Source organism: Pseudomonas sp. W2I6 (assembly GCF_030815935.1).
Taxonomy (GTDB): domain Bacteria; phylum Pseudomonadota; class Gammaproteobacteria; order Pseudomonadales; family Pseudomonadaceae; genus Aquipseudomonas.
This window is the reverse complement of sequence record NZ_JAUSXJ010000001.1, coordinates 3,824,915-3,848,906: the sequence shown is the minus strand read 5'-3', so window position 1 is coordinate 3,848,906 and position 23,992 is coordinate 3,824,915. Positions and strand designations below refer to the sequence as shown.

Genomic DNA, 23,992 nt, shown 5'->3' with positions numbered 1-23,992 from the left:
TCGCCGGGATCGTGGATGTTTAGCGCAATACGCCGACGATATCCGCCACGCTGCTCAACACGTCCTTGCCCAACTGCATCGAGCGTTTGCCCGACCAGCCGGTGTGCGGGTTGGGCGCGTCGTCGTTGTCCTTGAAGGGCATTTCCAGGGTCAGCGACAGGCAATCGAATTTCTCGCCGACGCTGTTGCACGCCAGGGTCATATTGGCTTCGCCCGGCAAATCGCGGGTGTAGCCATGCGCGGTCTGAAAATCCCGGGTGAGGTTGCTCAGGTGGCTGCGGAAGTGTTTTTCCAACTGCTCGATACGTGGCGTGTAGCCCGGGTTGCCTTCACAACCGGCGGTGAACACATAGGGGATTTCCTCGTCGCCGTGGATATCCAGGAACAGGTCAACGCCGTACTTTTCCATTTGTTGCTGGACGAACAGTACTTCGGGGCTGATCTCCTGGCTCGCACTCTGCCAGGCGCGGTTGAGGTCCTGGCCCATGGCGTTGGTGCGCAGATGCCCATGGAACGCACCATCGGGGTTCATGTTCGGTACCAGGTACAGGTCGGCGGCGGCCAGGAGCTTTTTCAGCTCGGCGTCACCGTCCTGCTGCAGGCGCTCGATGATGCCTTCCATAAACCATTCGGCCATGTGCTCGCCGGGATGCTGCTGGGCGATGATCCAGACCTTGCGCTTGTTGGCCTCGCCCTTGCCACGGCGCAGCAGTTGGATATCACGGCCTTCGACACTTTTGCCGGTGGCCAGCAATTGCGTGCCGGCGCGGTTCAGCGCCTGGTCGATCAGCCAGTCGTGGCGTTCGCGGCTGTAGGGTTCGAAGTAGGCGAACCAGGCCTGTTTTTCACGGGTTTCGAGGGTGATGTGCAGCGTCTCGCCATCAAAGCGGGTGGGTACCCGGAACCAGTTGATATGGTCGTAGGACGCCACGGCGTTGTAGCCGCTCCAGGCGTGCTTGTAGGACGAGTGGCCGGCATTGCTCAAGCGGAAGGTGTGGGTGTGACCCACATGCATGCCTTCGGCCTTGAAGTGGAACCACTGGTAGTGCTGGCTGCGCGTATCGGGCTTTATCGCCAGCAGCAACTGGTGAGCATCACTGGCGTCGAGCACCTGGATATTGCCACTGTCGAAGTCGGTGCTGATCTTGATGGAGGTCAAGGCCACGGTCATAGTCTGGTTGCCTGAATATGAGTGTTGTGGCGGCATTTTACACCGGAGCGGGGCAAAGCCTGGATGCAATTTTTGCGGGTGAAGAGGGGGGCGTCGTCCATGACGCCGCCGCAGCTTAGAATCTATGAGATTGATTCTCAAGTGCTATTTTTGAAAGAACCGGCCTAGAGCGCTCGATCGACTTTCTTTTGGCGATGGTCTTTTGCTACCATGCGCGCCATCAAGCAACACACAGTCTTCATTAGCCTGAAGTCACGCCAGGGAAAAACTGGCAAAAAAAAGACCCGGCCAAAGAGCCGGGTCAAAAACCGTGATTAGCCTGATGAGGAGATATTCCAAGAGTCCGACCTAAGGTCTCTTGGGCTATCGACTGATCTCGCGATCAGCTAGGTCCAATAATAATCATTATCATTTGCAAGTCAAATGTTTTTATCCCTCGGATAGAAATATTTTTCCCGCGTGCCTGTTACAGGCTGGCCGGCTGTTCGGCGCCCCTCGCCGAAAGCCGCAGTGACCGCTCCACCATCACCTTCGCCATATCGATCAAATAGACCACTGAAAACGCCAGGTCCCGGCTATTGCCGTGGGCGCTGTTTGCCGATTCGTACGCAGTGGCCGCGGCGCTGCGCAGCAGGTCGGAGGCGTGGACCAGGGCCTCCTCGTCGCTGATGCCGGGCTTGACCTCGAACAACGTGTCGTCAACGGAGGGCGGTGCGGCATCCTCTTTCAGGTAATAGTCCAGCGCGCGTTGGGCGGCGCCACTGCTGCGCAGGAACAGCCGCTCGTCTTCATCGCAGGTGTCGGGCAGGGTATACGGGGTGGTCGTCATAAGGGCAGTGCTCTGTGTGGGTGTCGAAAGCCTGCAATCGATATTAGTACTAATCGTATTTATGGCGTTTTATTGATTACTACAAACTGTTTATTGTCGTGGTGAGTACACAACGTATTGTCAGGGCCCATGGATAAATGGATAGCGTTGGTCAAGGCCAACATGAAAGACCGCAAGGTCACGCAGGACCAACTGGCGTCGCGCCTGGGCATGTCTCAGGGCGGGGTCGGCCACTGGCTGAACAAGCGTCGGGTGCCGAGCCTTGCCGATATGAACCGGGTGATGCAGGAGCTGGGCCTGGATGGGCTCGAGGTCGCGCTGGTGGTTCGCGAAAAAGCGCTCGCGGCGGTTGCCGAGGAACTGCAGCCGGCGCCGCACTACAACCCGAATTACCGTTACCCGGTGAGCGAAGGGAAGGGAGGCTACCCATTGCAGGAAGAACCTCGGCCGTACGGCGTTACTCGTTTTCAGATGAGCGACTATCACGCCCATGGCAAGGCGTTCTGGATGCGCGTGACTGGCGACGCCATGACCGCCCCCAGCGGCTTGAGTATCAATGAAGGCACGATGATTCTGGTGGACCCGGCCATCCAGCCCGAGCCCGGCAAACTGGTGGTGGCCCAATGGGCATTTGATTCCCAGGCGATCTTGCGCAAATGGGTCAGGCAGAGCGGCCAGCTTTACCTGGTTCCGCTCAACCCTACATACCCGAAGATGCTGTTCAGTGAAGAGTGCCGGATCATCGGCGTGGTGGCGCAGGCGGTCACGAGGTTTTAACTCGCGGCTTCCAGCTCCACCAGTGCGCTGCCTTCACCGACCATTTCGCCTTCCTGGCAGTACAGCGCCTTGACCACGCCGGCATGGGGCGCGCGAATGCTGTGTTCCATCTTCATGGCCTCCAGCACCACCAACTGCGTACCGGCTTCAACCGTTTGCCCGACTTCCACCAGCACTCGCACGATGCTGCCGTTCATCGGTGCGGTCAGGCCGCCCTGATGGGACTGGCTGGCGTCGACGGCGGCAATCGGGTCGAACAGGCTGACACTGTGCACCTCGCCGTCCCAGCGCAAAAACACACTGCCGCCCTCGCGTACCGCCAGATGGGAGCGGCGCACGCCGTGCTGCTCGATCAGCAATTGTTCGCCGTGCAACTGGGGCGGGTTGATGCCGGCTTGCAGCATTACCAGGCGATCCTGGCCGTTGCAGCTCAGGTGCAGGGAAACCTCGCCCGGCAAGCCTGCGCGAAAACCTCGGGTGTCGGCCCAGGGCGAACGGGTGTCAGTGCTCGGTTGGGTCTGCATGAACGCCTGGCCGGCGGCCTGCCAGAACTCATCGCTCAACTCCCCTGGCACAGGTAGCAGCTCATCCTGATAACGCGGGATAAACCCGGTATCGAGCTCGGCAGCGGCAAACGCCGGATGGCCGATGATGCGTCGCAAGAAGCCCAGGTTGGTCTTCAGCCCGCCTACGGCAAACTCATCGAGCATGCTTAGCAGCCGCAGGCGCGCCTGTTCGCGGTCTTCGCCCCAGGCAATCAGCTTGCCCAGCATCGGGTCGTAGAACGGCGACACGTTGTCGCCTTGTTCGACGCCGCTGTCTACCCGGCGCCCGGGCCCTGGCGTGGATTCGCGGTACAGCGCCAGGTGCCCGGTGGCCGGCAGAAAATCGTTGGCCGGGTCCTCGGCGTACAGGCGCACTTCAATCGCATGCCCCAGCAGTGGCACTTGCTCCTGAGTCATCGGCAGCGGCTCGCCCTGGGCCACGCGAACCTGCCAGGCCACCAGGTCCAGGCCGGTGATGGCCTCGGTCACCGGGTGTTCCACCTGCAGCCGGGTGTTCATCTCCATGAAGAAAAACTCGCCCCGGGCGTCCAGCAGAAACTCCACGGTGCCCGCGCCCACGTAGCCGATGGCCTGGGCCGCACGCACGGCCGCTTCGCCCATGGCCTTGCGCTGCTCGGCACTCAGGCCCGGCGCCGGGGCTTCTTCGACGACTTTTTGATGGCGGCGCTGGATCGAGCAATCGCGCTCATTGAGGTACAGGCAGTGACCGTGCTGGTCGGCGAACACCTGGATCTCCACGTGACGCGGCTTGAGCAAATACTTTTCCACCAGCATCTGCGCATTGCCAAAGGAGGACAGTGCTTCACGCTGTGCCGAGGCCAACGCTTCGGCCAGTTGGCTGACGTCCTCGACCACTTTCATGCCCTTGCCGCCACCGCCTGCCGTTGCCTTGAGCAGCACCGGGTAACCGATACGCTCGGCTGCCTGGCGGAAGGTCTCCAGATCCTGGGCGTCGCCGTGGTAACCCGGCACCAGCGGCACGCCGGCGGTTTCCATCAACGCCTTGGCGGCCGATTTGCTGCCCATGGCATCAATGGCCGAGGCGGGCGGGCCGAGGAAGATCAACCCGGCGGCTTCAATGGCGCGGGCAAACCCTGCGTTCTCCGAAAGAAACCCATAACCCGGGTGAATCGCCTGGGCGCCGCTGGCCTGGGCGGCGGCAATCAGTTTGTCGATTTGCAGGTAACTGTCGGCGGCCTTGCTGCCGCCCAGGTCCACACGAATATCAGCCTCGCGGGTGTGCCGCGCGTCACGGTCGGTGGCGCTGTGCACGGCCACGGTGGTCAGGCCCATGGCCTTGGCGGTGCGCATCACCCGGCAGGCGATTTCGCCACGGTTGGCTACCAATACGGTAGTAAGCGTCTTCATGAACGCGGCTCCTGAGGCTGCCAGTTGGGCGCGCGTTTTTGCAGAAAGGCACGCAGGCCTTCCTGGCCTTCGGCGCTGACGCGGATCCGGGCGATGGAATTTTCGCAGTAGCGACGCAACGCTGGCGTCAGCGCACCGTGGCCGACTTCCCGTAGCAGGTCCTTGCTGGCGCGCATGGCCGCCGGGCTGTTGAGCAGCATATTGGCAATCCACAATTGGACTTGAACGTCCAACTCATCAGCGGGATAACTCTCCGCCAACAACCCGATTTCCCGCGCCCGCTGGCCGCCGAAGCGATCTGCCGTGAGGGCATAGCGTCGGGCAGCCCGCTCACCGATCGCCTGCACCACGAAAGGGCTGATCACCGCCGGCGCCAGGCCAATGCGCACTTCCGACAGGCAGAACTGCGCATCATCGGCGCCAATCGCCATGTCGCAGCAACTGATCAACCCCAGGGCACCACCGTAGGCCGCGCCCTGGACTACCGCCAGCGTCGGGATCTTCAGCTTGGCGAGGTTGTACATCAGCTCAGCCAGTTCTCGGGCATCGTCCAGGTTGGTGTGGTAATCCAGTTCGGCCGACTGCTGCATCCAGGCCAGGTCGGCGCCGGCGCTGAAGTGTTTGCCGCGCCCGCGCAGTACCAGAAAGCGCAGGGCCGGATCGCCTTGCACCCGGTCCAGGGCAATGATCAGTTCGCGGATCATTTCGGCATTGAACGCGTTGTTCTTGGCTTCACGACTGAGCCACAGCGTGGCAAAGCCACGGGGGTCGGTGATCAGTTCGAGGGTGTTGAAATCGCTCATGGGGTGCAGCTCCATTTACATGCGGAACACGCCGAAGCGGCTCGGCTCGATGGGGGCGTTCAGCGCGGCGGACAGGGCCAGGGCGAGCACGTCGCGGGTCTGCAGCGGGTCGATGACGCCGTCATCCCACAGCCGTGCGCTGGAGTAGTAGGGGTGGCCCTGGGTTTCGTACTGGTCGAGGATCGGCTGCTTGATCGCCGCTTCCTCATCGCTGCTGAAACCCTGGCCCGCGCGCTCGGCCTGCTCACGCTTGACCTGCACCAGCACGCCGGCGGCCTGTTCGGCGCCCATCACGCCGATGCGTGCGTTGGGCCACATCCACAAGAAGCGCGGGTCGTAGGCGCGTCCACACATGCCGTAGTTACCGGCGCCGAAGCTGCCGCCGATGATCACGGTGAACTTCGGCACCTTGGCACAGGCTACCGCTGTCACCAGTTTGGCGCCGTGCTTGGCGATGCCGCCGGCCTCGTATTTCTGGCCGACCATGAAGCCGGTGATGTTTTGCAGGAACAACAGCGGAATCCCGCGCTGGCAGGCCAGTTCGATAAAGTGCGCGCCTTTTTGCGCGGCCTCGGCGAAGAGGATGCCGTTGTTGGCCAGGATCGCAATCGGATAGCCGTGCAGGTGCGCAAAGCCGCACACCAGTGTGGTGCCAAACAACGCCTTGAATTCATCGAACACCGAGCCGTCCACCAATCGCGCGATCACCTCGCGTACATCGAACGGTTGCTTGGCGTCGGCCGGAATCACGCCGTACAGCTCTTCGCTGCTATAAAGCGGCGCCAGCGGCGTGCGTTGTTGCAATTGCCCCAGCTTGCGCCAGTTGAGGTTGGCCACACTGCGCCGAGCCAGGGCCAGCGCATGTTCGTCGCTGTCGGCATAGTGGTCGGCCACCCCGGAAATCTTGCAGTGCACATCGGCACCGCCCAGGTCTTCGGCGCTGACCACTTCACCGGTCGCCGCCTTCACCAGCGGCGGGCCGGCGAGGAAAATGGTGGCTTGCTGGCGGACCATGATTGCTTCGTCCGCCATCGCCGGTACATAGGCGCCACCGGCAGTGCAGGAGCCCATCACCACTGCGATCTGCGGGATGCCCTGGGCGCTCATGTTCGCCTGGTTGAAGAAGATCCGTCCGAAGTGCTCGCGGTCCGGGAACACTTCATCCTGACGCGGCAGGTTGGCGCCGCCGGAGTCCACCAGGTAGATGCAGGGCAGGCGGTTCTGCTCGGCGATGGTCTGGGCGCGCAGGTGTTTCTTGACGGTCAGCGGGTAGTACGAGCCGCCTTTCACCGTGGCGTCGTTGGCGACGATCATGCATTCGACGCCTTCCACCCGGCCAATCCCGGCAATCACCCCGGCAGCGGGCACGTCTTCGCCGTACACCTGATAAGCCGCCAGCTGGCTGAGTTCAAGGAACGGCGAGCCAGGGTCGAGCAAGCGATTGATCCGCTCGCGGGGCAACAGCTTGCCCCGCGACGTATGCCGCTCCTGGGCCTTGGCGCCGCCGCCTTGCTGCACCTGGGCGAGCAGGGTATGCAGGGCGTCGACCTGTTGGAGCATCGCCGCGCTGTTGGCGGCGAATTCCGCCGAGCGCGGGTTGAGCTGGGTGTGCAGGGTAGCCATGGTGCGCGCTCCGTTCAGCGGGTTTCGTTAAACAGTTCGCGACCGATCAACATGCGCCGGATTTCACTGGTGCCGGCACCGATTTCATACAGCTTGGCGTCACGCAATAGACGGCCAGCCGGGAATTCATTGATATAGCCATTGCCGCCGAGAATCTGGATCGCGTCGAGGGCCATCTGGGTAGCGCGTTCGGCGCTGTAGAGGATCACGCCGGCGGCGTCCTTGCGCGTGGTTTCGCCGCGCTCGCAGGCCTGGGCCACGGCGTACAGGTAGGCGCGGCTGGCGTTGAGCTGGGTGTACATGTCGGCGACCTTGCCCTGGATCAGCTGGAACTCGCCGATGCTCTGGCCGAACTGCTTGCGGTCATGGATGTAGGGCACGATCAGGTCCATGCAGGCCTGCATGATCCCGGTCGGGCCGCCGGACAGCACAACGCGTTCGTAATCGAGGCCGCTCATCAGCACTTTCACGCCGCCATTGAGTGCGCCGAGGACGTTTTCTTCCGGCACTTCGACGTCATCGAAAAACAACTCGCAGGTGTTGGAGCCGCGCATGCCGAGCTTGTCGAACTTGTTGCTGCGGCTGAAGCCCTTCGAGTCGCGCTCGACGATAAACGCGGTGATGCCGTGGGCACCCTTTTCCAGGTCGGTCTTGGCGTAGATCACGTAGGTATTGGCATCAGGGCCGTTGGTGATCCAGGTCTTGCTGCCGTTGAGCACATACACACTGCCGCGTTTATCGGCGCGCAGCTTCATGGAGACCACGTCGGAGCCGGCGTTCGGCTCGCTCATGGCGAGTGCGCCGATGTGTTCGCCGCTGATCAGCTTGGGCAGGTATTTGAGTTTTTGCTCATGGGTGCCGTTGCGGTTGATCTGGTTGACGCAGAGGTTGGAGTGCGCGCCGTAGGACAACGCCACCGAAGCCGAACCCCGGCTGATTTCTTCCATGGCCACCACGTGGGCCAGGTAGCCCAGGCCGGCGCCGCCGTATTCTTCCGGCACGGTGATGCCCAGCAGGCCCATATCGCCGAACTTGCGCCACATATCGGCGGGGAACAGGTTGTCGATATCGATCTGCGCAGCGCGCGGCGCCAGTTCCTTGGCCACGAAGGACTGCACCTGGTCGCGCAGCATGTCGATGGTTTCACCGAGGGCGAAGTTCAGGGAGGGGTAACTCATGGACGGGCACCTTCTAGCGTTGTTTTTGTATGGCCAATACGCCGGGGAGGGCGATCACCTTTACGTTAACGTAAACTTGCGTTGCGGGCCTGTCAATCGTAGTTTACGTTTACGTCAACCTACAAAAAAGACAACAGGGGTCGTTATGGATCAATCGAATCAGAGCTACAGCCGCGGCTGTCAGGACAAGGCCTTGCTGGCCATGACTATCGGCCAGGCCTTTGATCAAACGGTTTCGCGCTACTCCGACGGCGAAGCCTTGGTCGTGGGCCATCAACAGCGTCGCTACACCTGGCGGCAACTGGCAGAGACGGTTGACTTGCATGCACGTGCGTTCCTGGCCTTGGGGATGCAGGCCGGCGACCGCTTGGGCATCTGGGCCCCCAACTGCGCCGAGTGGTGCATCAGCCAGGTCGCCAGCGCCAAAATCGGCGTGATTCTGGTCAATATCAACCCGGCGTATCGCAGCAGTGAATTGGAGTACGTACTCAAGCAATCCGGTTGCCAGTGGTTGGTGTGCGCCGGGTCGTTCAAGACCTCCGATTACCACGGCATGTTGCAGGAGCTTCAACCTGACCTGCGCGGCATCATCAGCCTTGATCCCAGCCCGCCCCCGGGGTTTACGCCCTGGTCGCAATTGGCGGCCCTCGGGGCAGGCGTCCCGCCCGAGCAATTGCAGATCCGCCAGGCCGGCCTGCACTTCGATCAACCCGTCAATATCCAGTACACCTCCGGCACCACCGGCTTCCCCAAGGGCGCCACCCTCAGTCACCACAACATCCTCAATAACGGCTACATGGTTGGCGAAAGCCTGGGCCTGACGGCGCAAGATCGCCTGGTGATCCCGGTGCCGCTGTATCACTGCTTTGGCATGGTGATGGGTAACCTGGGCTGCATCACCCATGGCACCACGATGATCTACCCGAGTGACGGTTTCGACCCATTGCTGACCCTGGCTGCCGTCGCCGAAGAACAGGCCACCGGGCTATACGGGGTGCCTACCATGTTTATCGCCATGCTTGATCACCCGCGCCGCGCCGAGTTCGACCTGTCGCGCCTGCGCACTGGGATCATGGCGGGCGCCACTTGTCCGATCGAGGTGATGCGCCGGGTTATCGGCGAGATGCACATGAGTGAGGTGCAGATTGCCTATGGCATGACGGAAACCAGCCCGGTGTCGTTGCAGACCGGGCCGGATGATGACCTTGAGCGGCGTGTTACGACGGTTGGCCGGACCCAGCCACAGCTGGAAAGCAAGATTATCGATGACGCCGGTAACACGGTTGCTCGGGGCCAGGTAGGGGAGCTGTGTACCCGGGGCTACAGCGTGATGCTCGGTTACTGGAATAATCCTGACAGCACTCGTGAGGCTATCGACGAGGCGGGCTGGATGCACACCGGCGACCTGGCGACCATGGATGAACATGGGTACGTGTGCATCGCCGGGCGTAACAAGGACATGATCATTCGCGGAGGTGAGAACGTGTACCCGCGCGAGTTGGAGGAGTTTTTCTTTACTCATCCGGCGGTGGCGGATGTGCAGGTGATCGGGATTCCGGATGAGCGTTACGGTGAGGCGATTGTGGCGTGGATCAAGTTTCATCCGGGGCATGTGGCTAATGAGCTTGAGCTGCAGACGTGGTGCAAGGGGCGGATTGCGCACTTCAAGATGCCCAAGCATTTCAAATTTGTGGATGAGTTTCCGATGACGGTGACGGGGAAGATCCAGAAGTTTCGGATGCGGGAAATTATGATTGAAGAGTTGAAGGGGGGGTGAGGGAGGGCGGGGTGTTTATCCGTTATTTAGGTAACGGCGGCTTATGGTTTCGCTCTTACAGCGAGTCACTTTGCAAAAAAGCGGCAAAGTAACCAAAGCGCTCTGCCCCGCCTGTCGGCACCTCGCCTAGGCTCGGTGTGCCCTCACTCCGGCATTACTCCGCGGGCCGCCGCGACGGGCCATCCATGGCCCGGCGCGGCTAAACCGGCGTCCTGCCGGTTTACCCGCTGCGTAATACCTGCGTTCGGCCTCGGGCTTATTGGGGCAGTCAGAGCAAGATCAAAATCAAAAGCACGGCGGCCTGAGAGCTGATCTGAGTGTTAAAAGCCAGATCAAAAGCCAGAGCGAAAGCAGAGCCGCTTTTATGTGGGAGCGGGCTTGCTCGCGAAAAACCTGAGAGCGCCGCGTTGAATCAGGATACCCACGTCATCGTTAACGACCTTCGCGAGCAAGCCCGCTCCCACATTTGAACCGTGCCCGCTTTAGCTTTTGATTTGGCTTTTAAACACTCAAGCCGGCCGGGAGGCCGCTGTGCTCTTGATCTGCTTTTGATCTTGATCTTGGGCGCCCCGTTAAACCACGCTCCAAAGCCGGAGTGAGGGCACACCGAGCCTAGGCGAGGTGCCGAGTGGTGGGGCAAGAGCGTTTTGCTTACTTTTGCGCTGTTCAAAAGTGAGCCGCTGTAAGAGCGGAACCAATCTCAGCCATCACCCAAAAAACGGATATACACGCAAATCACCTTCCCCGAGAAAGCACAAAGGGGACCCGAAGGTCCCCTTTAATTTGTCGTTGCGTGCTCTTTTTTTATTATTGAGGGGCGGTCTATTGTTGTTTTTGGCAACCGTGGCCCTTTACCGCTGTTTTTGGCGACCCCCATCCGGGGTCAAGAGCAAACGTATTTTTTTGAGCGCTGATCTGCTTCTTCGCACGCGATCCAACCAGTGGGTAGCTACCTTGAGGTAGTTTTTTGTTCTTCTCTATCCGGTTGCGGGTTTCGGCAAGCCGTACCCTGCGAAGCACATCTTCTCCAAAAAAATCTGTTAGCTGCGTCTCTGCCGTGTTGTTTTTGTTATGTCAGAGTCGTTACGTCTTATTTTTATTAGGTTTGGTGCTTTTTATTCTTGTTATGCAATAGAGATAGCAGAAGCCGTGCCAACTTTATAAAGTCCTTTAAAATCAATGTCTTGATTTTTGGGCGAGAAATTTCCTTCAGGAAATGCGACAAAATATGTTCCCGTGTTACCCGATGTGTAGCCGCGAGGTAACACATCGTCACAAGCGCACTACTCAACCGGCACTGCGAGCCTTCGCCACGCGCGAACCGGTGGGGCGGCCGAGTACCGTACAAATCTGCTGACCCGCCAGAATCAGCTTGTCCATGTCGATACCCGTCTCGATGCCCAAGCCATTGAGCAGGTACAACACATCTTCAGTGGCAACGTTACCGCTGGCCCCCTTGGCATAGGGGCACCCGCCGAGGCCCGCAATAGAGCTGTCGAACACCTGGATACCTTCCTCAAGGCTGGCGTAGATATTGGCGATGGCCTGGCCATAGGTGTCATGGAAGTGCCCGGCCAGCTTGTCCCGTGGCACCTGCGCGCCGACCACCTCGAACATCCGGCGTGTTGCGCCTGCAGTGCCGGTGCCAATCGTGTCGCCCAGGGACACCTCATAGCAGCCCATGGCGAACAGCTCGCGAGCGACTGCCGCGACCTGTTCCGGCGCGACCTGACCTTCATAAGGGCAACCCAACACACACGACACATAACCCCGCACACTCACACCGTGCTGCCTGGCCGCGTCCATGATCGGCACGAAGCGTTCCAGGCTTTCGCTGATGGAGCAGTTGATATTGCGCTGGGAAAACGCCTCGGAAGCCGCCGCAAATACGGCCACTTCTTTTACGCCCGCCGCCAGTGCATCTTCAAAACCCCGCAGGTTTGGCGCCAGCGCGCCATAGGTCACGCCCGGCTTGCGCTGGATCTGCGCAAACACCTCGGCCGACCCGGCCATCTGCGGTACCCATTTGGGCGACACAAAACTGCCGACTTCGATGTAACCCAGGCCGGCGGCACTCAGGGCGTCCACCAATTGCACCTTGTCGGCGACGCTGATGGGTTGCGCTTCATTCTGCAGGCCGTCGCGGGGGCCCACTTCCACCAGGCGCACATGAGAGGGGAGGGACATGGCAGCTACCTTTTATGAATGGCCAACCTGGCCCTGAATGGTCTGTTCCAGCGCCTGGATGCAACGCTCTTCGGCGGTGTCCAGTTCGAGCTTCATCTGTTCGATGTCGAGCAACTGTTGTTCCAGCTGCTCGCGGCGCTCGGCGATTTTCGCCAGCATGCTGTGCAGCTGTTTCTGGTTGCCGCTGGTAGGGTCGTAGAGTTCGATCAGTTCCCGGCACTCGGCCAGGGAAAAACCGATGCGCTTGCCCCGCAGGATCAGCTTCAGGCTGACTTTGTCGCGGGGCGAATAAATGCGCTCCTGGCCCCGGCGTTCCGGGGACAGCAGGCCTTGTTCTTCATAGAAGCGAATGGCGCGGGTGGTGATGTCGAGCTCGCGGGCGAGGTCGGAGATGCTGTAGGTCGTGCTCATGAGGGCGCTCAAGGAGTGTCTTGAGCGTTAAGCTAATGGCTGGTTGACGTTAACGTCAAGCTCGCTCCTACAGTTTGTCCAGCTTCTTCTCATGGGCCGTCACCTGCTGGCACAACTCGATCATCTGCTCGCGCATCCAGCGGTTCGCCGGATCCTGGTCGGTGCTTTCATGCCAGTACAGATGGGTTTCCACCATCGGCACATCATTCACCGGCAGGTTGAACCAGTGCAGTTCATGGCGCCGTGCGAAGCGCTCCGGCACGGTCATTACCATGTCGGTTTGCTGCAGCACCTGCGAGGCCATCAGGTAGTGCTGGGAGCGCAGGGCGATCTTGCGTTGCAGGCCCATCTTGCCCAGCGCCAGGTCGACATGGCCCAGGCCGTTGCGCCGGCTGGAGATATGAATGTGGGTCAGCGACAGGTAGTCATCCAGCGTCAGTTTGTCCTTGCCCGCCATCGGATGGCCCTTGCGCATGGCGCACACGTAGCGGTCTTCCATGAGCTTGACGTGGCGCACTTGCGGGTCGGTGTTGAGCGGCGCATCCACGGCAAAGTCCAGGCGACCGGCCGCCAGTTCCTTGGTGGTTCCCCGGCGCTTGGACAGGAAGCTCTCGATTACCACCGTAGGTGCCAGGCGGCGCAGGCGCTGGAACAGCGGCGGCAGAATCACCGCTTCGGTGAGGTCGGTCATGCTGATGCGGTAGGTCTTGGCCGCCTGTTGCGGGTTGAAGATCCGGCTTTCCTGTACCGACACCCGCAGCAGCGAAAGCGCGTTACGCACCGGGCCAATGATGTTCTGGGCCATGGGCGTGGGCACCATGCCTTGGGCTGTGCGCACGAACAGCGGGTCGTTGAAGGTCTCCCGCAGGCGGGCCAGAGCGTTCGACACCGCAGGTTGAGTAATCCCGACAATCTGCCCGGCGCGGGTCAGGTTGGCTTCGGTGTAGATCGCGTCAAAGACGATGAAGAGGTTGAGGTCGACCTTGCTCAGATTCATTTCGCTGCGCTCTTATTGTTAGGTGTCCATACGCCGATCATATATCGGTGATGAATGTTAATACACGCCGAGAATAGGCTAGGTAAATTATCAACGCTGTTCTAGCATCGATTCATGACATCAACAACCTCCATTGAGAAGGTGCTGCCCATGGATTTCGCCTATTCGCCCAAGGTTCAGGAACTGCGTGAACGCGTCACCGCGTTTATGGACGCCTACGTTTATCCGGCCGAGCCTGTGTTCGAACGCCAGGTTGCCGAAGGTGACCGCTGGCAGCCCACCGCCATCATGGAAGAGTTGAAGCTCAAGGCTAAAGCCGAAGGCCTGTGGAACCTGTTCCTGCCGGAATCCGAATTGGGCGCCGGCCTCACCAACCTGGAATACGCACCCCTGGCCGAAATCATGGGCCGCTCCTTGCTGGGGCCGGAGCCGTTCAACTGCTCGGCACCGGATACCGGCAACATGGAAGTGCTGGTGCGCTACGCCAACGAAGAGCAAAAACAACGCTGGCTCGAACCGCTGCTGCGCGGCGAAATCCGCTCGGCATTTGCCATGACCGAGCCGGACGTGGCTTCCTCCGACGCCACCAACATGGCCGCCCGTGCAGAACGCGACGGCGACGAGTGGGTGATCAACGGTAAAAAATGGTGGACCTCCGGCGCCTGTGACCCGCGCTGCAAGATCCTGATCTTCATGGGCCTGAGCAACCCGGATGCGCCGCGTCACCAGCAGCACTCGATGATCCTGGTACCAGTGGATGCGCCCGGTGTGAAGATCGTGCGCCCGCTGCCGGTGTTCGGCTACGACGACGCACCCCATGGCCACGCCGAAGTGCTGTTTGAAAACGTCCGCGTGCCGTACGAAAACGTCCTGCTGGGCGAAGGCCGGGGCTTTGAAATTGCCCAGGGGCGCCTTGGTCCGGGCCGTATTCACCACTGCATGCGTTCCATCGGCATGGCCGAGCGCGCGCTGGAACTGATGTGCAAGCGTTCCGTCAGCCGTACCGCCTTCGGCAAGCCGCTGGCCCGCCTGGGTGGCAATATCGACAAGATCGCCGACTCGCGGATGGAAATCGACATGGCGCGCCTGCTGACCCTGAAAGCTGCCTACATGATGGACACCGTGGGCAACAAGGTCGCGAAAAGCGAAATCGCCCAGATCAAGGTGGTGGCGCCGAACGTGGCGTTGAGGGTGATCGATCGCGCCATCCAGATCCACGGTGGCGCCGGCGTATCCAATGACTTCCCGCTGGCCTACATGTACGCCATGCAGCGCACCCTGCGCCTGGCCGATGGCCCGGACGAAGTGCACCGCGCAGCAATCGGCAAGTTCGAGATCGGCAAGTATGTGCCGCGGGAAATGATGCGCAGCGGGCAGTAAAACCGAGGTGTCTTCATCGCAGGCAAGCCAGCTCCCACAGGGGAATGCAGCCAACTGTGGGAGCCGGGCTTGCCGCGATGAGGCCAGTTGATCGTTTCCACGCTCTGCGTGGGAATGCTGCCCCGGACGCTCCGCGTCCTCAATACACCCAGACCTCCACCCGCCGGTTCTTGATCCGTCCCTCATCCGCCGTATTTGCCGCCACTGGCATCTCGGCACCGAACCCCTGAATGTCCCTCAGCACCACGCCGCTTTTAACCAATTCCCGGCGCACCGCCATCGCCCGCAACTTCGACAATAGCGCCGCCCGTTGCGCATCACTCTTGGCATCCCCAAACCCCACCAGCGTCACCTGCTTGTCCAGCTTGCCGTGGCTCTTTATATAAGCCACTACCCGCATCAGGTCCTGGCGCGCCTTGTTGTCGAGGCTGGCACTGCCTTCCTCAAACCGGAAATTTACCGTCAGGCGCTGCGCTTGTCGGGCAATCGCCTGGTAATCCCCGGGCATCGGCGCCCGTGGTTCCACCGCCATGGCCTGCACCTGCTGTGCGATAAAACCGTTGGAGGCGACGATCGCCTGGCCCTTGCTGCTTTGTGCAAAGTCCACCAGGGCCTTGGCCCAGGGGTTTTGTGCAACAGGTGGCAGGTAGAAGAACAACCGGCGTGACAGCGGGTAGTCCTCGGTGGCGATCAAGCTGTTCAGCGGCAGCATCGGCTGCGAGTCGCCATCGACGATGGCCACCGCCTTGGCCTGGCGCACATAGGGCAATCCGATAAAACCGATGCCCTGGGGGTCATGGCTGACAGCATCCGACAACTGCTCGCTGGATTCGAAGCGCTTGGCGCTGCCATCCAACGACTTGCCGCGCCGGCTGAGCACCAGTTCCTTGAAGGTGTCATAGGTGCCGGATTGATCATCCCGCGCGTACAGGTGAATTTGGCCACCGATGCCGCCCAGTTGTTCCCAGGTCGAGACTTCGCCGCTGAAGATCTGCGCCAGTTGCGCGGTATTCAACGTCCCCAGCGGGTTGCGTGGGTTGAGGATGATCGCCAGCCCGTCAATGGCGATGACCTGTTCGGCGTCGGGGCTTTTCAGGTCGCCGAGGGCTTCGAGGTCCACCAGTTCGCTGTCCTTGATCGGCCGGGAAGACGCCGCGAGGTCGGCGCTGGCGTTTTTCAGGGCTGCGAACCCGGTGCTGGAGCCATGGGCCGCCACTTCCACCGTCACCTTCTGGCCCTGGCGAGTCTTGCCGACGATGTGCTGTTCGTTGGCCTGGTCAGATGGCTCGCTGTGCACCGCTTGCAACCCCTGTTGCTCCATCAGCCCCTTGACCAGCGCCGGGCCAAGTGCCGCGCCGATGGTATTGGAACCCTGGATGCGCAAGGCCGGGCCATGTTCGGGGAAGGGCAGAGGGGTGGAAAAAGCGGCGAGGGGAAATGCGCTGAACAGTGCCAGCAGGGATAGAACGCGCAGCATCATGCCGGCACCTTCTCAAGCCAAAGGGAGTGCCGCGAGATTAAGTCAGAGAGGTTTCAGCAATATGACCGGCATCACGCCGTCAAAAAGTGTGGGAGCGGGCTTGCTCGCGAATACGGTGTGTCAGTCGACGTATCCGGTGACTGACACACCGTATTCGCGAGCAAGCCCGCTCCCACATTTAACGGCGCTGCTGTTAAGAAATCAGCTCAATTCCAGCCAGATCGGTGCATGATCGGAGGGTTTTTCCATGCCGCGCAGGTCGTAGTCCACACCGGCATCCTTTACCCGGGGCAACAAGCCCTGGGAAGCCAGGATCACGTCGATCCGCAGCCCGCGCTTTGGCTCGTCTTCAAAACCACGGCTGCGGTAATCGAACCAGCTGAAGCGGTCTGCCACATCCGGGTTGAGGTGGCGGAAGCTGTCCACCAGGCCCCAGTTCTTCAGGCGGGCCATCCACTCGCGTTCTTCCGGGAGGAAGCTGCACTTGCCGGTCTTCAGCCAGCGCTTGGCGTTGTCGGCACCGATGCCGATGTCGCAGTCTTCCGGGGAAATATTCACATCCCCCATCACCACCACGGCCTGTTCATTGCTGAACTGCGACTCCAGGAGGGTTTGCAGGTCCTCGTAGAAGCGCTGCTTGGCCGGGAACTTGGTGGGGTGGTCGCGGCTTTCGCCCTGTGGGAAATAGCCGTTCATGATGGTAATCGGGTTGCCGTTGGCGTCGGCGAAGGTGCCCCAGATAAACCGGCGCTGGGCGTCTTCTTCGTCACTGGCAAAGCCTTTGTGCAGCGCCAGCGGTTCCTGGCGCGAGAGCAGGGCAACACCGTAGTGGCCTTTCTGCCCGTGGTAATACACGTGATAGCCGAGGGCCTTGATCTCATCCAGCGGGAACTGGTCGTCGTGGACCTTGGTTTCCTGCAGGCCGATCACGTCCGGCTGATGTTTCTCGATCAGTGCCGCCAGCTGATGAGGGCGGGCGCGCAGCCCGTTGATATTGAAAGACACGATTTTCATGGTCGGCGGTCCAGTCTGGCAAAAGGGCGATGCTAGCCGACAATGCAGGACGGGAGCCAGCCTTGTAGCAGCTGCCGAGGCACAAGGCTGCGTTGGGCTACGAAGCGGCGTCCGGTGGCTACACTGAACGAAACAGTGCCGCAGACGTTCGTAATAACAAGAGCGCGACCTTTTGAGTCAGCGCCCAGGGGAGATTCACTGTTATGCCTGACACCTCGACTGCCATCGCCCAGATCCACATGCTCGACAGCGGCTATTCCCGCGAAGCCCGTTCGCTGTTGTACCAGGCCTATCGCCATGAGCCGACGTTCGCCTACATCTTCGAAGCCGAACGTCCCGGCTACGAACAGCGGGTGCGCGCCACGGTGCGTGAACTGGTCAAGCAGCACTTCTTCCAGAAACTCCCGGCGATTGGCCTGTTGGTCAACGACCGGCTGATCGGCATCGCCCTGATCGCGCCACCGACCCGCCGCCTGGGCATCACCGAAAGCTGGGCCTGGCAGTTGCGCATGTGGCTGAGTACTGGTGTGCGCGGTACCCGGCGTTATCTGGAATACCATCAGGCAGTGCTGGCGTGCCTGCCCTCGGATTCGGTGCATGTGCTGCCGTTGCTGGGGATTCACCCGCAATTCCAGGGCAAGCACTACGGTGAGCAACTGCTGGAAGCGGTGCACAACTGGTGCGCCGAAGACCCGCATTCCTCGGGCGTGGTGCTGGACACGGGGAATTCTCGCTATCTGGAATTCTATAAGCGCCAGGGCTATGAAGAGATCGGCGAGGTCGCTGTAGGACCGGTACTGGAACACGTGTTCTTTCACGCAAATCCGCAGGTGTTACAGGCTGCAACGGTTTAAGACAGAATTATTCAGACAAATCCGGGTTCTAACTCGCTCCCAAGCTCGTGTAGCATCCCGGCCTATGAAGTTTCCAGGAAGATTTACCAGCGGCTTGATTCTGCTGTTCACGAGCTGCGGCGCCTTGGCGCAAAGCGAATTGGATGTGCGCATCAAGCCTTCAAACGACGCGTTGAAAGCCAACATCGAAGGCTATATCGGCGGGGTCGGCGATCGTGACGAAGAAGCCCTGCTGCGGTTCAGCCGTGGCGCCGAGGAGCAGGCCCGCAAGGCCGCCCAGGCGCTGGGCTACTACCAACCGCAGATTGCCAGCGATGTGAAGGGCGGCAAGAACCCGCGCCTGATCCTCACCATCGACCCCGGCGAACCGGTGCATTTGCGCAATGTGACCATTCGGGTCGACGGCCAGGCCGCCGACCTCAAGGCCTTTCGCGTGCCCGCCAGCGACCAACTCAAATCCGGCGCCGTGCTCAACCACGGCAACTACGAAGACGCCAAGCGCGTCATCCAGAACCAGGCGTCACGCTACGGCTTTTTCAGCGGGCGCTTTACCAGCCAGAAACTCTCGGTCGACCCCAAGGCGGGGGTGGCCGATATCGAACTGATTTATGACAGTGGCCCACGCTACACCTTGGGCAAGGTCAGCTTTGCCGGCGATACGCCGTTTGATGAAGACCTGCTGCAACGCATGGTGCCGTTCAAGAGCGGCGCGCCTTACGACTCCGAACTGATCGCCGAACTCAACCAGAACCTGCAATCCAGCGGCTTTTTCGAGGGCGTGCGCGTGGACGCCGCCCCGGCGGCCTCGACCAATGACGTGATCCCGGTGGCCGTGCAACTGGAAACCCGCAAGCCGCGCACCATGGGCCTGGGCCTCGGTTACTCGACCGATGTCGGTCCACGGGGCAAGGCCAACTGGACGCGCCACTGGGTCAACCCCCAGGGCCACAGTTATGGCTGGGAAGCCGAGCTTTCCGCGCCTCGGCAGAACGTCGGGTTGTGGTACGACATTCCCATGGACCCGCCACTGACCGACAAACTGCGCTTTGCCGGCGGCTACCAGAATGAAGAAATCGCCAACACCGACACCCTGAGTAAACTGCTCACCCTCGGCCCCGAGTGGCACAGCAAGTTGCCCAGCGGCTGGACGCGGGTGATCTCGCTCAAATGGCAGCGCGAAGAATATCGCCTGGGCAACGACTCGGGCCTGAGTACGCTGCTGATGCCGGGCATCAGTTATTCCTACCTGCGCAGCGACAACCGCATCGACCCGCACAATGGCTATCGCCTGCTGTTCGACGCCAAGGTCGCCAAGGAAGGCCTGGGTTCCGACACCAACCTGCTTTACGGCACGGCGACCATCAAGGGCTTGACCACCCTGTGGGACAACCACCGTTTCCTGGCACGGGCGCAGTTTGGCGGCAGTGCCACCAACGGCTACAAATCCGTGCCGCCGTCGTTGCGCTTTTTTGCCGGTGGCGACCAGAGCGTACGGGGTTACGAGTACCAGACCCTGTCCCCGGAAAACGATCGTGGCGACCGCATCGGCGGCCGCTACATGGTGGCCCTGAGCGCCGAGTACCAATATTCCATCGCCGAAAAATGGCGGATCGCGACCTTTATCGACCAAGGCAATTCGTTCAACACCCTGGAAATGCCAAGCCTGAAAACCGGCGTGGGTGTGGGTGTGCGCTGGGTGTCGCCGGTTGGCCCGATTCGCCTCGACCTGGCCCACGCCCTCGAAGATCCGGGCGGCATTCGTTTGCACTTTTCCATGGGGCCTGAGCTGTGATGCGTGGTTTGAAAATAGCGGGGCTGGCCGTGCTGGCGGTCCTCGCAGTGATAGTGCTGGCACTGTGGACGGTGCTGGGTACCCAAGCCGGCAGCCGGTGGGTGCTGGGCCAGGTGCCGGGTTTGACCGTGGAGAATTTCCAGGGTCGCCTGGGCGGGCAGTGGAGTGCCAACCATCTGTTATGGCAGCAGGACAGCAGCCGCGTGGAGCTTCAGTCGCCAAAGTTCGACTGGTCGCCGGCCTGTTTGATGCGCATGACCTTGTGCATCAACCAACTGGATGTGGAGCAGGTGAGCCTGCAATTTCCACCCGGCACCGAAGAAAGCAGCGGCCCGATTACCCTGCCGGACCTGAAACTGCCGGTCGCCCTTCAGTTGGGTGACATCCGCGTTGGCAGCCTGCTGTTCAATGGCAGCGAAGAGCTCCAGGGCCTGCAGCTGGCGGCGCACTGGACTGCCGCCGGGATGCAGATCGATTCGGTGCACCTGCAACGGGACGGTTTGGTCCTTGACCTGTCCGGCCTGCTGCAACCCACCGGCAACTGGCCGCTGGCCGCCAGCGGCAACCTGAGCCTGCCTTACGCGCCGGGCGGCGCGCCCTGGACGCTGGCGCTGAAGGTCGATGGCGATTTGCTCAAGACCCTCAAGCTCGACGCCGACAGCAGCGGCTACCTGCCGGCCAAGCTCAGCGGCGAACTGCAACCGCTGGTGGAAAACCTGCCGGCGCAACTGCGCATCACCGCCGACGGCTTCAAACCCAGCGCCGATTTGCCCGATACCCTGCAACTCAATCAGCTGGACCTGACCGCCAAGGGCGACCTGAGCAACGGTTACCAGTTGCTGGGCAAAGCCGTACTGCCCGCGGAAAAAGGCCCGGTGGACCTGCTGCTGCAAGGTAAGGTCGACGCCAAGGGCGCGCAGATCGCCGGGCTGGATTTGAATGCCGGTGACAAGCAAAGCCTCAAGCTCAGTGCCAATCTGGACTGGCAGCAAGGCTTCAGCGCCGACGCAAAAATCGACTGGCTGGATTTCCCGTGGCATCGCCTGTACCCGGTGATCGACGAACCCCAGGTGGCCTTGCGTACCTTCAATGGTGAAGTTTCCTACAAGGACGGCAACTACCTGGGCAACTTCAAGGCCGACCTCGACGGCCCTGCGGGCAAGTTCAGCCTGGCCAGCCCGTTCAGCGGCGACCTCAAGCAAGTGTTCCTCCCCGAGCTGAAACTCGCGGCCGGTCAGGGCAAGGCCGAAGGCCACCTGAACCTGCAATTTGCCGATGGCATCGCCTGGGACACGGCGCTGGACCTGTCGGCCATCAACCCGGCGTACTGGGTCGCGGAACTGCCGGGTACTCTGGCCGGCCCGCTGCGCAGCAAGGGCGAAATGAAGAACGAGCAACTCAAGCTCAATGCCGACCTCGACCTCAAGGGTCGTCTGCGTGGCCAACCTGCCGTGCTCCAGGCCAAGGCCGAAGGCGCAGGCGAGCAATGGACCCTCGGCACCCTCGACATTCGCCTCGGCGACAACCGCATCTATGGCAGCGGCAGCCTGCAACAGCGCCTCGCCGGGCAGATCGACATCAAGCTGACGCGCCTCGCCCAGCTCTGGCCGCAACTGCGCGGGCAGATGAATGGTCGCCTCGACGTCGCCGGCACCCTGAAAGCGCCGCAAGGCAAGCTCAACCTGGTTGGCCAGCAACTGGCGTTTGAAGATAACCGCCTGCAAAACCTGACCCTGGACGCGAACCTGGATAATGCCCAGCGCGCCAAAATCGACCTGAAAGGCAGTGGCATCCAGGCCGGTGAAACCCAGCTCGGCACCTTCACTGCCAGCGCCCAGGGCGATATCAAAAGCCAGAAAGTCCAGCTCGACCTGGCCGGCCCGTTGCTCAAGCTGGCCCTGGCGCTGGACGGCAACCTCGACAAAGGCAACTGGCGCGGGCGCCTGGCCAGCGGCGATGTGCAAGCCGGTGGCCAGGACTGGAAGCTGCAAGCGCCGGCTAAAATCGAGCGCCTGGCCGACGGCAAGCTGACCTTTGCGGCGCACTGCTGGGTCTCCGGCCCGGCGAGCCTGTGCGGCGAAGACCAGCGCCTGATGCCCGAGCCGAAGCTGCGTTACCACCTCAAGCAGTTCCCGATCGACAGCCTCGCGCAGTGGTTGCCCAAGGATTTCGCCTGGCAGGGCAAGCTCAATGCCGACGTGCAACTCGACCTGCCGGCCAGCGGCCCTAAAGGCGTGGTCTCGGTGGACGCCAGCGGTGGCACCCTGCGGGTCAAGGACAAAGACCAGTGGCTGGATTTCCCCTATGACACGCTGAAGCTGGAAACCACCCTCAACCCCACGCGCATCGACACCCAGCTCAATTTCCGTGGCGGCAAGCTCGGCGAGTTGCTGTTGCAGGCGCAGCTCAATCCGCTGGCAAAGAACAAGCCGATCACCGGCAACTTCACCCTGACCGGCCTCGACCTCGCGGTGGCCCGCCCCTTTGTACCCATGGTCGAGAAGCTCAACGGCAAGCTCAACGGTAACGGGCGAATCGCCGGCAGCCTGCTGGCGCCTCAGGTCAACGGCAGCGTCAACCTGGTGGGGGGGGAAATCTCCGGCCCGGAACTGCCCACCAGCATTGAAGGCCTGAATATCCAGGCGTTGATTGCCGGCGAAAGCGTGCAGCTCAATGGCGGCTGGCGCAGCGGCAAGGCCGGGCAGGGCACTATCAAGGGGCAGATCGACTGGGGCCAGGCCCTGGCGGTGGATATCGCGCTGCAAGGCACGCAGCTGCCCGTCACTGTGGAACCCTACGCGGCCCTGGAGGTGGCGCCCGACCTGAAGATCAGCATGAAGAACGACAAGCTGGCGATCTCCGGCAAGGTGCAGATTCCCAAGGGCGAGATCACCGTGCGGGAATTGCCGCCATCGACGGTCAAGGTCTCGGATGACACGGTGATCGTCGGCAGCCAGACCGAAGAGGGCAAGCCGCCGATGGCCATGGCGATGGACATCGATGTGGAGGTAGGCAAGGACAAGCTGAGCTTCGCCGGGTTTGGCCTCACCGCCAACCTGCAAGGCCATGTGCACATCGGCGACAACATGGACACCCGTGGCGAACTGTGGCTCAACGACGGCCGCTACCGTGCCTACGGCCAGCGCCTGACTGTGCGCCGCGCGCGATTGCTGTTTGCCGGGCCGATTGACCAGCCGTTCCTGGATATCGAGGCCGTGCGGATCACCACCGAGCCGTCCCGGACCGTCACCGCCGGTATTCGTCTGAGCGGCAGTGCCGAGCAGCCGACTACGCAAATTTTCTCGGAGCCGGCCATGGCCCAAGAGGATGCATTGTCGTACCTGGTGTTGGGGCGTTCGCGCACCACCAACGGTGAGGACAACAACATGCTGGCCGAAGCGGCACTGGGTCTTGGGTTGATGGGCAGTGCCGGGGTCACGTCGGACATCGCCAAGAACCTGGGCATCCAGGACTTTGAACTGGACACCCAGGGCAGTGGCAACAACACCGCCGTGGTGGCCAGCGGCAAGATCTCCGAGAAGCTCAGCCTGCGTTATGGCGTGGGGGTGTTCGAGCCGGCCAACACCATCGCCTTGCGCTATTTGCTGAGCAAGAAGGTGTACCTGGAAGTGGCCAGCGGCGTGGCCAGCTCCCTGGATATTTTCTACAAGCGCGATTTTTGATCCGTACACCTTAAGGGTGGGAGCCCGGCTCCCACCCTTTATCGGCTAATTACCAAGCAACCTAACTATTCGTTTGACATTCGCTGCCTAGGCAGTAACATC

At 61.3% G+C, this 23,992-nt stretch carries 17 protein-coding genes; 6 read left to right on the top strand and 11 right to left on the bottom strand.

The genetic code is table 11. The features are described from left to right. Positions 1-19: 19 nt before the first annotated feature. Together QF039_RS17810 and QF039_RS17805 are read right to left on the bottom strand one after the other, a co-directional pair. Positions 20-1,171, bottom strand: a complete 1,152-nt coding sequence (locus tag QF039_RS17810) for a M14-type cytosolic carboxypeptidase (protein WP_003212460.1) — start codon at positions 1,169-1,171, stop codon at positions 20-22. 466 nt (positions 1,172-1,637) lie between these two features. Further along, entirely contained in the window at positions 1,638-2,000 is a 363-nt protein-coding gene (locus QF039_RS17805) for a DUF6124 family protein (RefSeq protein ID WP_102369523.1), read from the bottom strand. Positions 2,001-2,129: 129 nt separating this feature from the next. Between QF039_RS17805 and QF039_RS17800 the strand changes: the two genes are divergently transcribed. Then, on the top strand, positions 2,130-2,777 hold the full coding sequence (locus QF039_RS17800) for a LexA family transcriptional regulator (RefSeq protein ID WP_177051760.1): 648 nt from the start codon (positions 2,130-2,132) through the stop codon (positions 2,775-2,777). Here QF039_RS17800 and QF039_RS17795 read toward each other — a convergent pair. Genes QF039_RS17795 through QF039_RS17780 form a run of 4 tightly spaced genes read right to left on the bottom strand, consistent with a single transcriptional unit; the run spans position 2,774 to position 8,315 of the window. Next, entirely contained in the window at positions 2,774-4,711 is a 1,938-nt protein-coding gene (locus QF039_RS17795) for an acetyl/propionyl/methylcrotonyl-CoA carboxylase subunit alpha (protein ID WP_307519800.1), read from the bottom strand. The genes QF039_RS17800 and QF039_RS17795 overlap by 4 nt on opposite strands. After that, positions 4,708-5,514, bottom strand: coding sequence for a gamma-carboxygeranoyl-CoA hydratase (locus QF039_RS17790; RefSeq protein WP_307519798.1), 807 nt, complete (start codon positions 5,512-5,514; stop codon positions 4,708-4,710). The genes QF039_RS17795 and QF039_RS17790 overlap by 4 nt, the downstream gene beginning before the upstream one ends. Positions 5,515-5,529: 15 nt before the next feature. Continuing rightward, a complete protein-coding gene (locus QF039_RS17785; protein ID WP_003212470.1) occupies positions 5,530-7,137 on the bottom strand; it encodes a carboxyl transferase domain-containing protein in 1,608 nt (535 codons plus the stop codon). Between the two features lie 14 nt (positions 7,138-7,151). Then, complete coding sequence (locus QF039_RS17780) at positions 7,152-8,315, bottom strand: isovaleryl-CoA dehydrogenase (RefSeq protein ID WP_307519795.1); 1,164 nt, start codon at positions 8,313-8,315, stop codon at positions 7,152-7,154. A gap of 145 nt (positions 8,316-8,460) precedes the next feature. Between QF039_RS17780 and QF039_RS17775 the strand changes: the two genes are divergently transcribed. Continuing rightward, positions 8,461-10,092, top strand: a complete 1,632-nt coding sequence (locus QF039_RS17775) for an AMP-binding protein (protein ID WP_087694671.1) — start codon at positions 8,461-8,463, stop codon at positions 10,090-10,092. A 1,287-nt stretch (positions 10,093-11,379) separates the two neighbouring features. Here QF039_RS17775 and QF039_RS17770 read toward each other — a convergent pair. The 3 genes from QF039_RS17770 to QF039_RS17760 all read right to left on the bottom strand — a co-directional run bounded on the left by QF039_RS17770 (position 11,380) and on the right by QF039_RS17760 (position 13,687). After that, positions 11,380-12,279 (bottom strand): hydroxymethylglutaryl-CoA lyase, encoded by a 900-nt coding sequence (locus QF039_RS17770; RefSeq protein ID WP_003211808.1) that lies wholly within the window; start codon positions 12,277-12,279, stop codon positions 11,380-11,382. 12 nt (positions 12,280-12,291) lie between these two features. Next, positions 12,292-12,690 carry a MerR family DNA-binding transcriptional regulator gene (locus QF039_RS17765; protein WP_102369517.1) on the bottom strand — a complete coding sequence of 133 codons (399 nt, stop codon included), beginning with the start codon at positions 12,688-12,690 and terminating at the stop codon, positions 12,292-12,294. Between the two features lie 67 nt (positions 12,691-12,757). Next, on the bottom strand, positions 12,758-13,687 hold the full coding sequence (locus QF039_RS17760; RefSeq protein WP_307519791.1) for a LysR family transcriptional regulator: 930 nt from the start codon (positions 13,685-13,687) through the stop codon (positions 12,758-12,760). A 150-nt stretch (positions 13,688-13,837) separates the two neighbouring features. On the opposite strand from QF039_RS17760, the gene QF039_RS17755 reads away from it, so the two are divergent. Continuing rightward, positions 13,838-15,067, top strand: coding sequence for an acyl-CoA dehydrogenase (locus tag QF039_RS17755; protein ID WP_003211803.1), 1,230 nt, complete (start codon positions 13,838-13,840; stop codon positions 15,065-15,067). Positions 15,068-15,206: 139 nt separating this feature from the next. On the opposite strand, the gene QF039_RS17750 is transcribed toward QF039_RS17755, so the two are convergent. Together QF039_RS17750 and xthA are read right to left on the bottom strand one after the other, a co-directional pair. Continuing rightward, entirely contained in the window at positions 15,207-16,547 is a 1,341-nt protein-coding gene (locus QF039_RS17750; protein WP_307519789.1) for a phosphate ABC transporter substrate-binding/OmpA family protein, read from the bottom strand. Between the two features lie 201 nt (positions 16,548-16,748). Then, entirely contained in the window at positions 16,749-17,561 is an 813-nt protein-coding gene (gene xthA / locus QF039_RS17745) for an exodeoxyribonuclease III (protein WP_102369515.1), read from the bottom strand. 203 nt (positions 17,562-17,764) lie between these two features. Here xthA and QF039_RS17740 point away from each other — a divergent pair, with 203 nt between their 5' ends. The 3 genes from QF039_RS17740 (at position 17,765) to QF039_RS17730 (ending at position 23,890) form a co-directional block, all read left to right on the top strand. Then, positions 17,765-18,415, top strand: a complete 651-nt coding sequence (locus tag QF039_RS17740) for an N-acetyltransferase (RefSeq protein WP_003211798.1) — start codon at positions 17,765-17,767, stop codon at positions 18,413-18,415. A gap of 64 nt (positions 18,416-18,479) precedes the next feature. Beyond that, complete coding sequence (locus QF039_RS17735; RefSeq protein ID WP_023658973.1) at positions 18,480-20,207, top strand: autotransporter assembly complex family protein; 1,728 nt, start codon at positions 18,480-18,482, stop codon at positions 20,205-20,207. Next, on the top strand, positions 20,207-23,890 hold the full coding sequence (locus tag QF039_RS17730) for a translocation/assembly module TamB domain-containing protein (protein WP_307519786.1): 3,684 nt from the start codon (positions 20,207-20,209) through the stop codon (positions 23,888-23,890). The genes QF039_RS17735 and QF039_RS17730 overlap by 1 nt, the downstream gene beginning before the upstream one ends. The last annotated feature ends 102 nt before the right edge of the window (positions 23,891-23,992 follow it).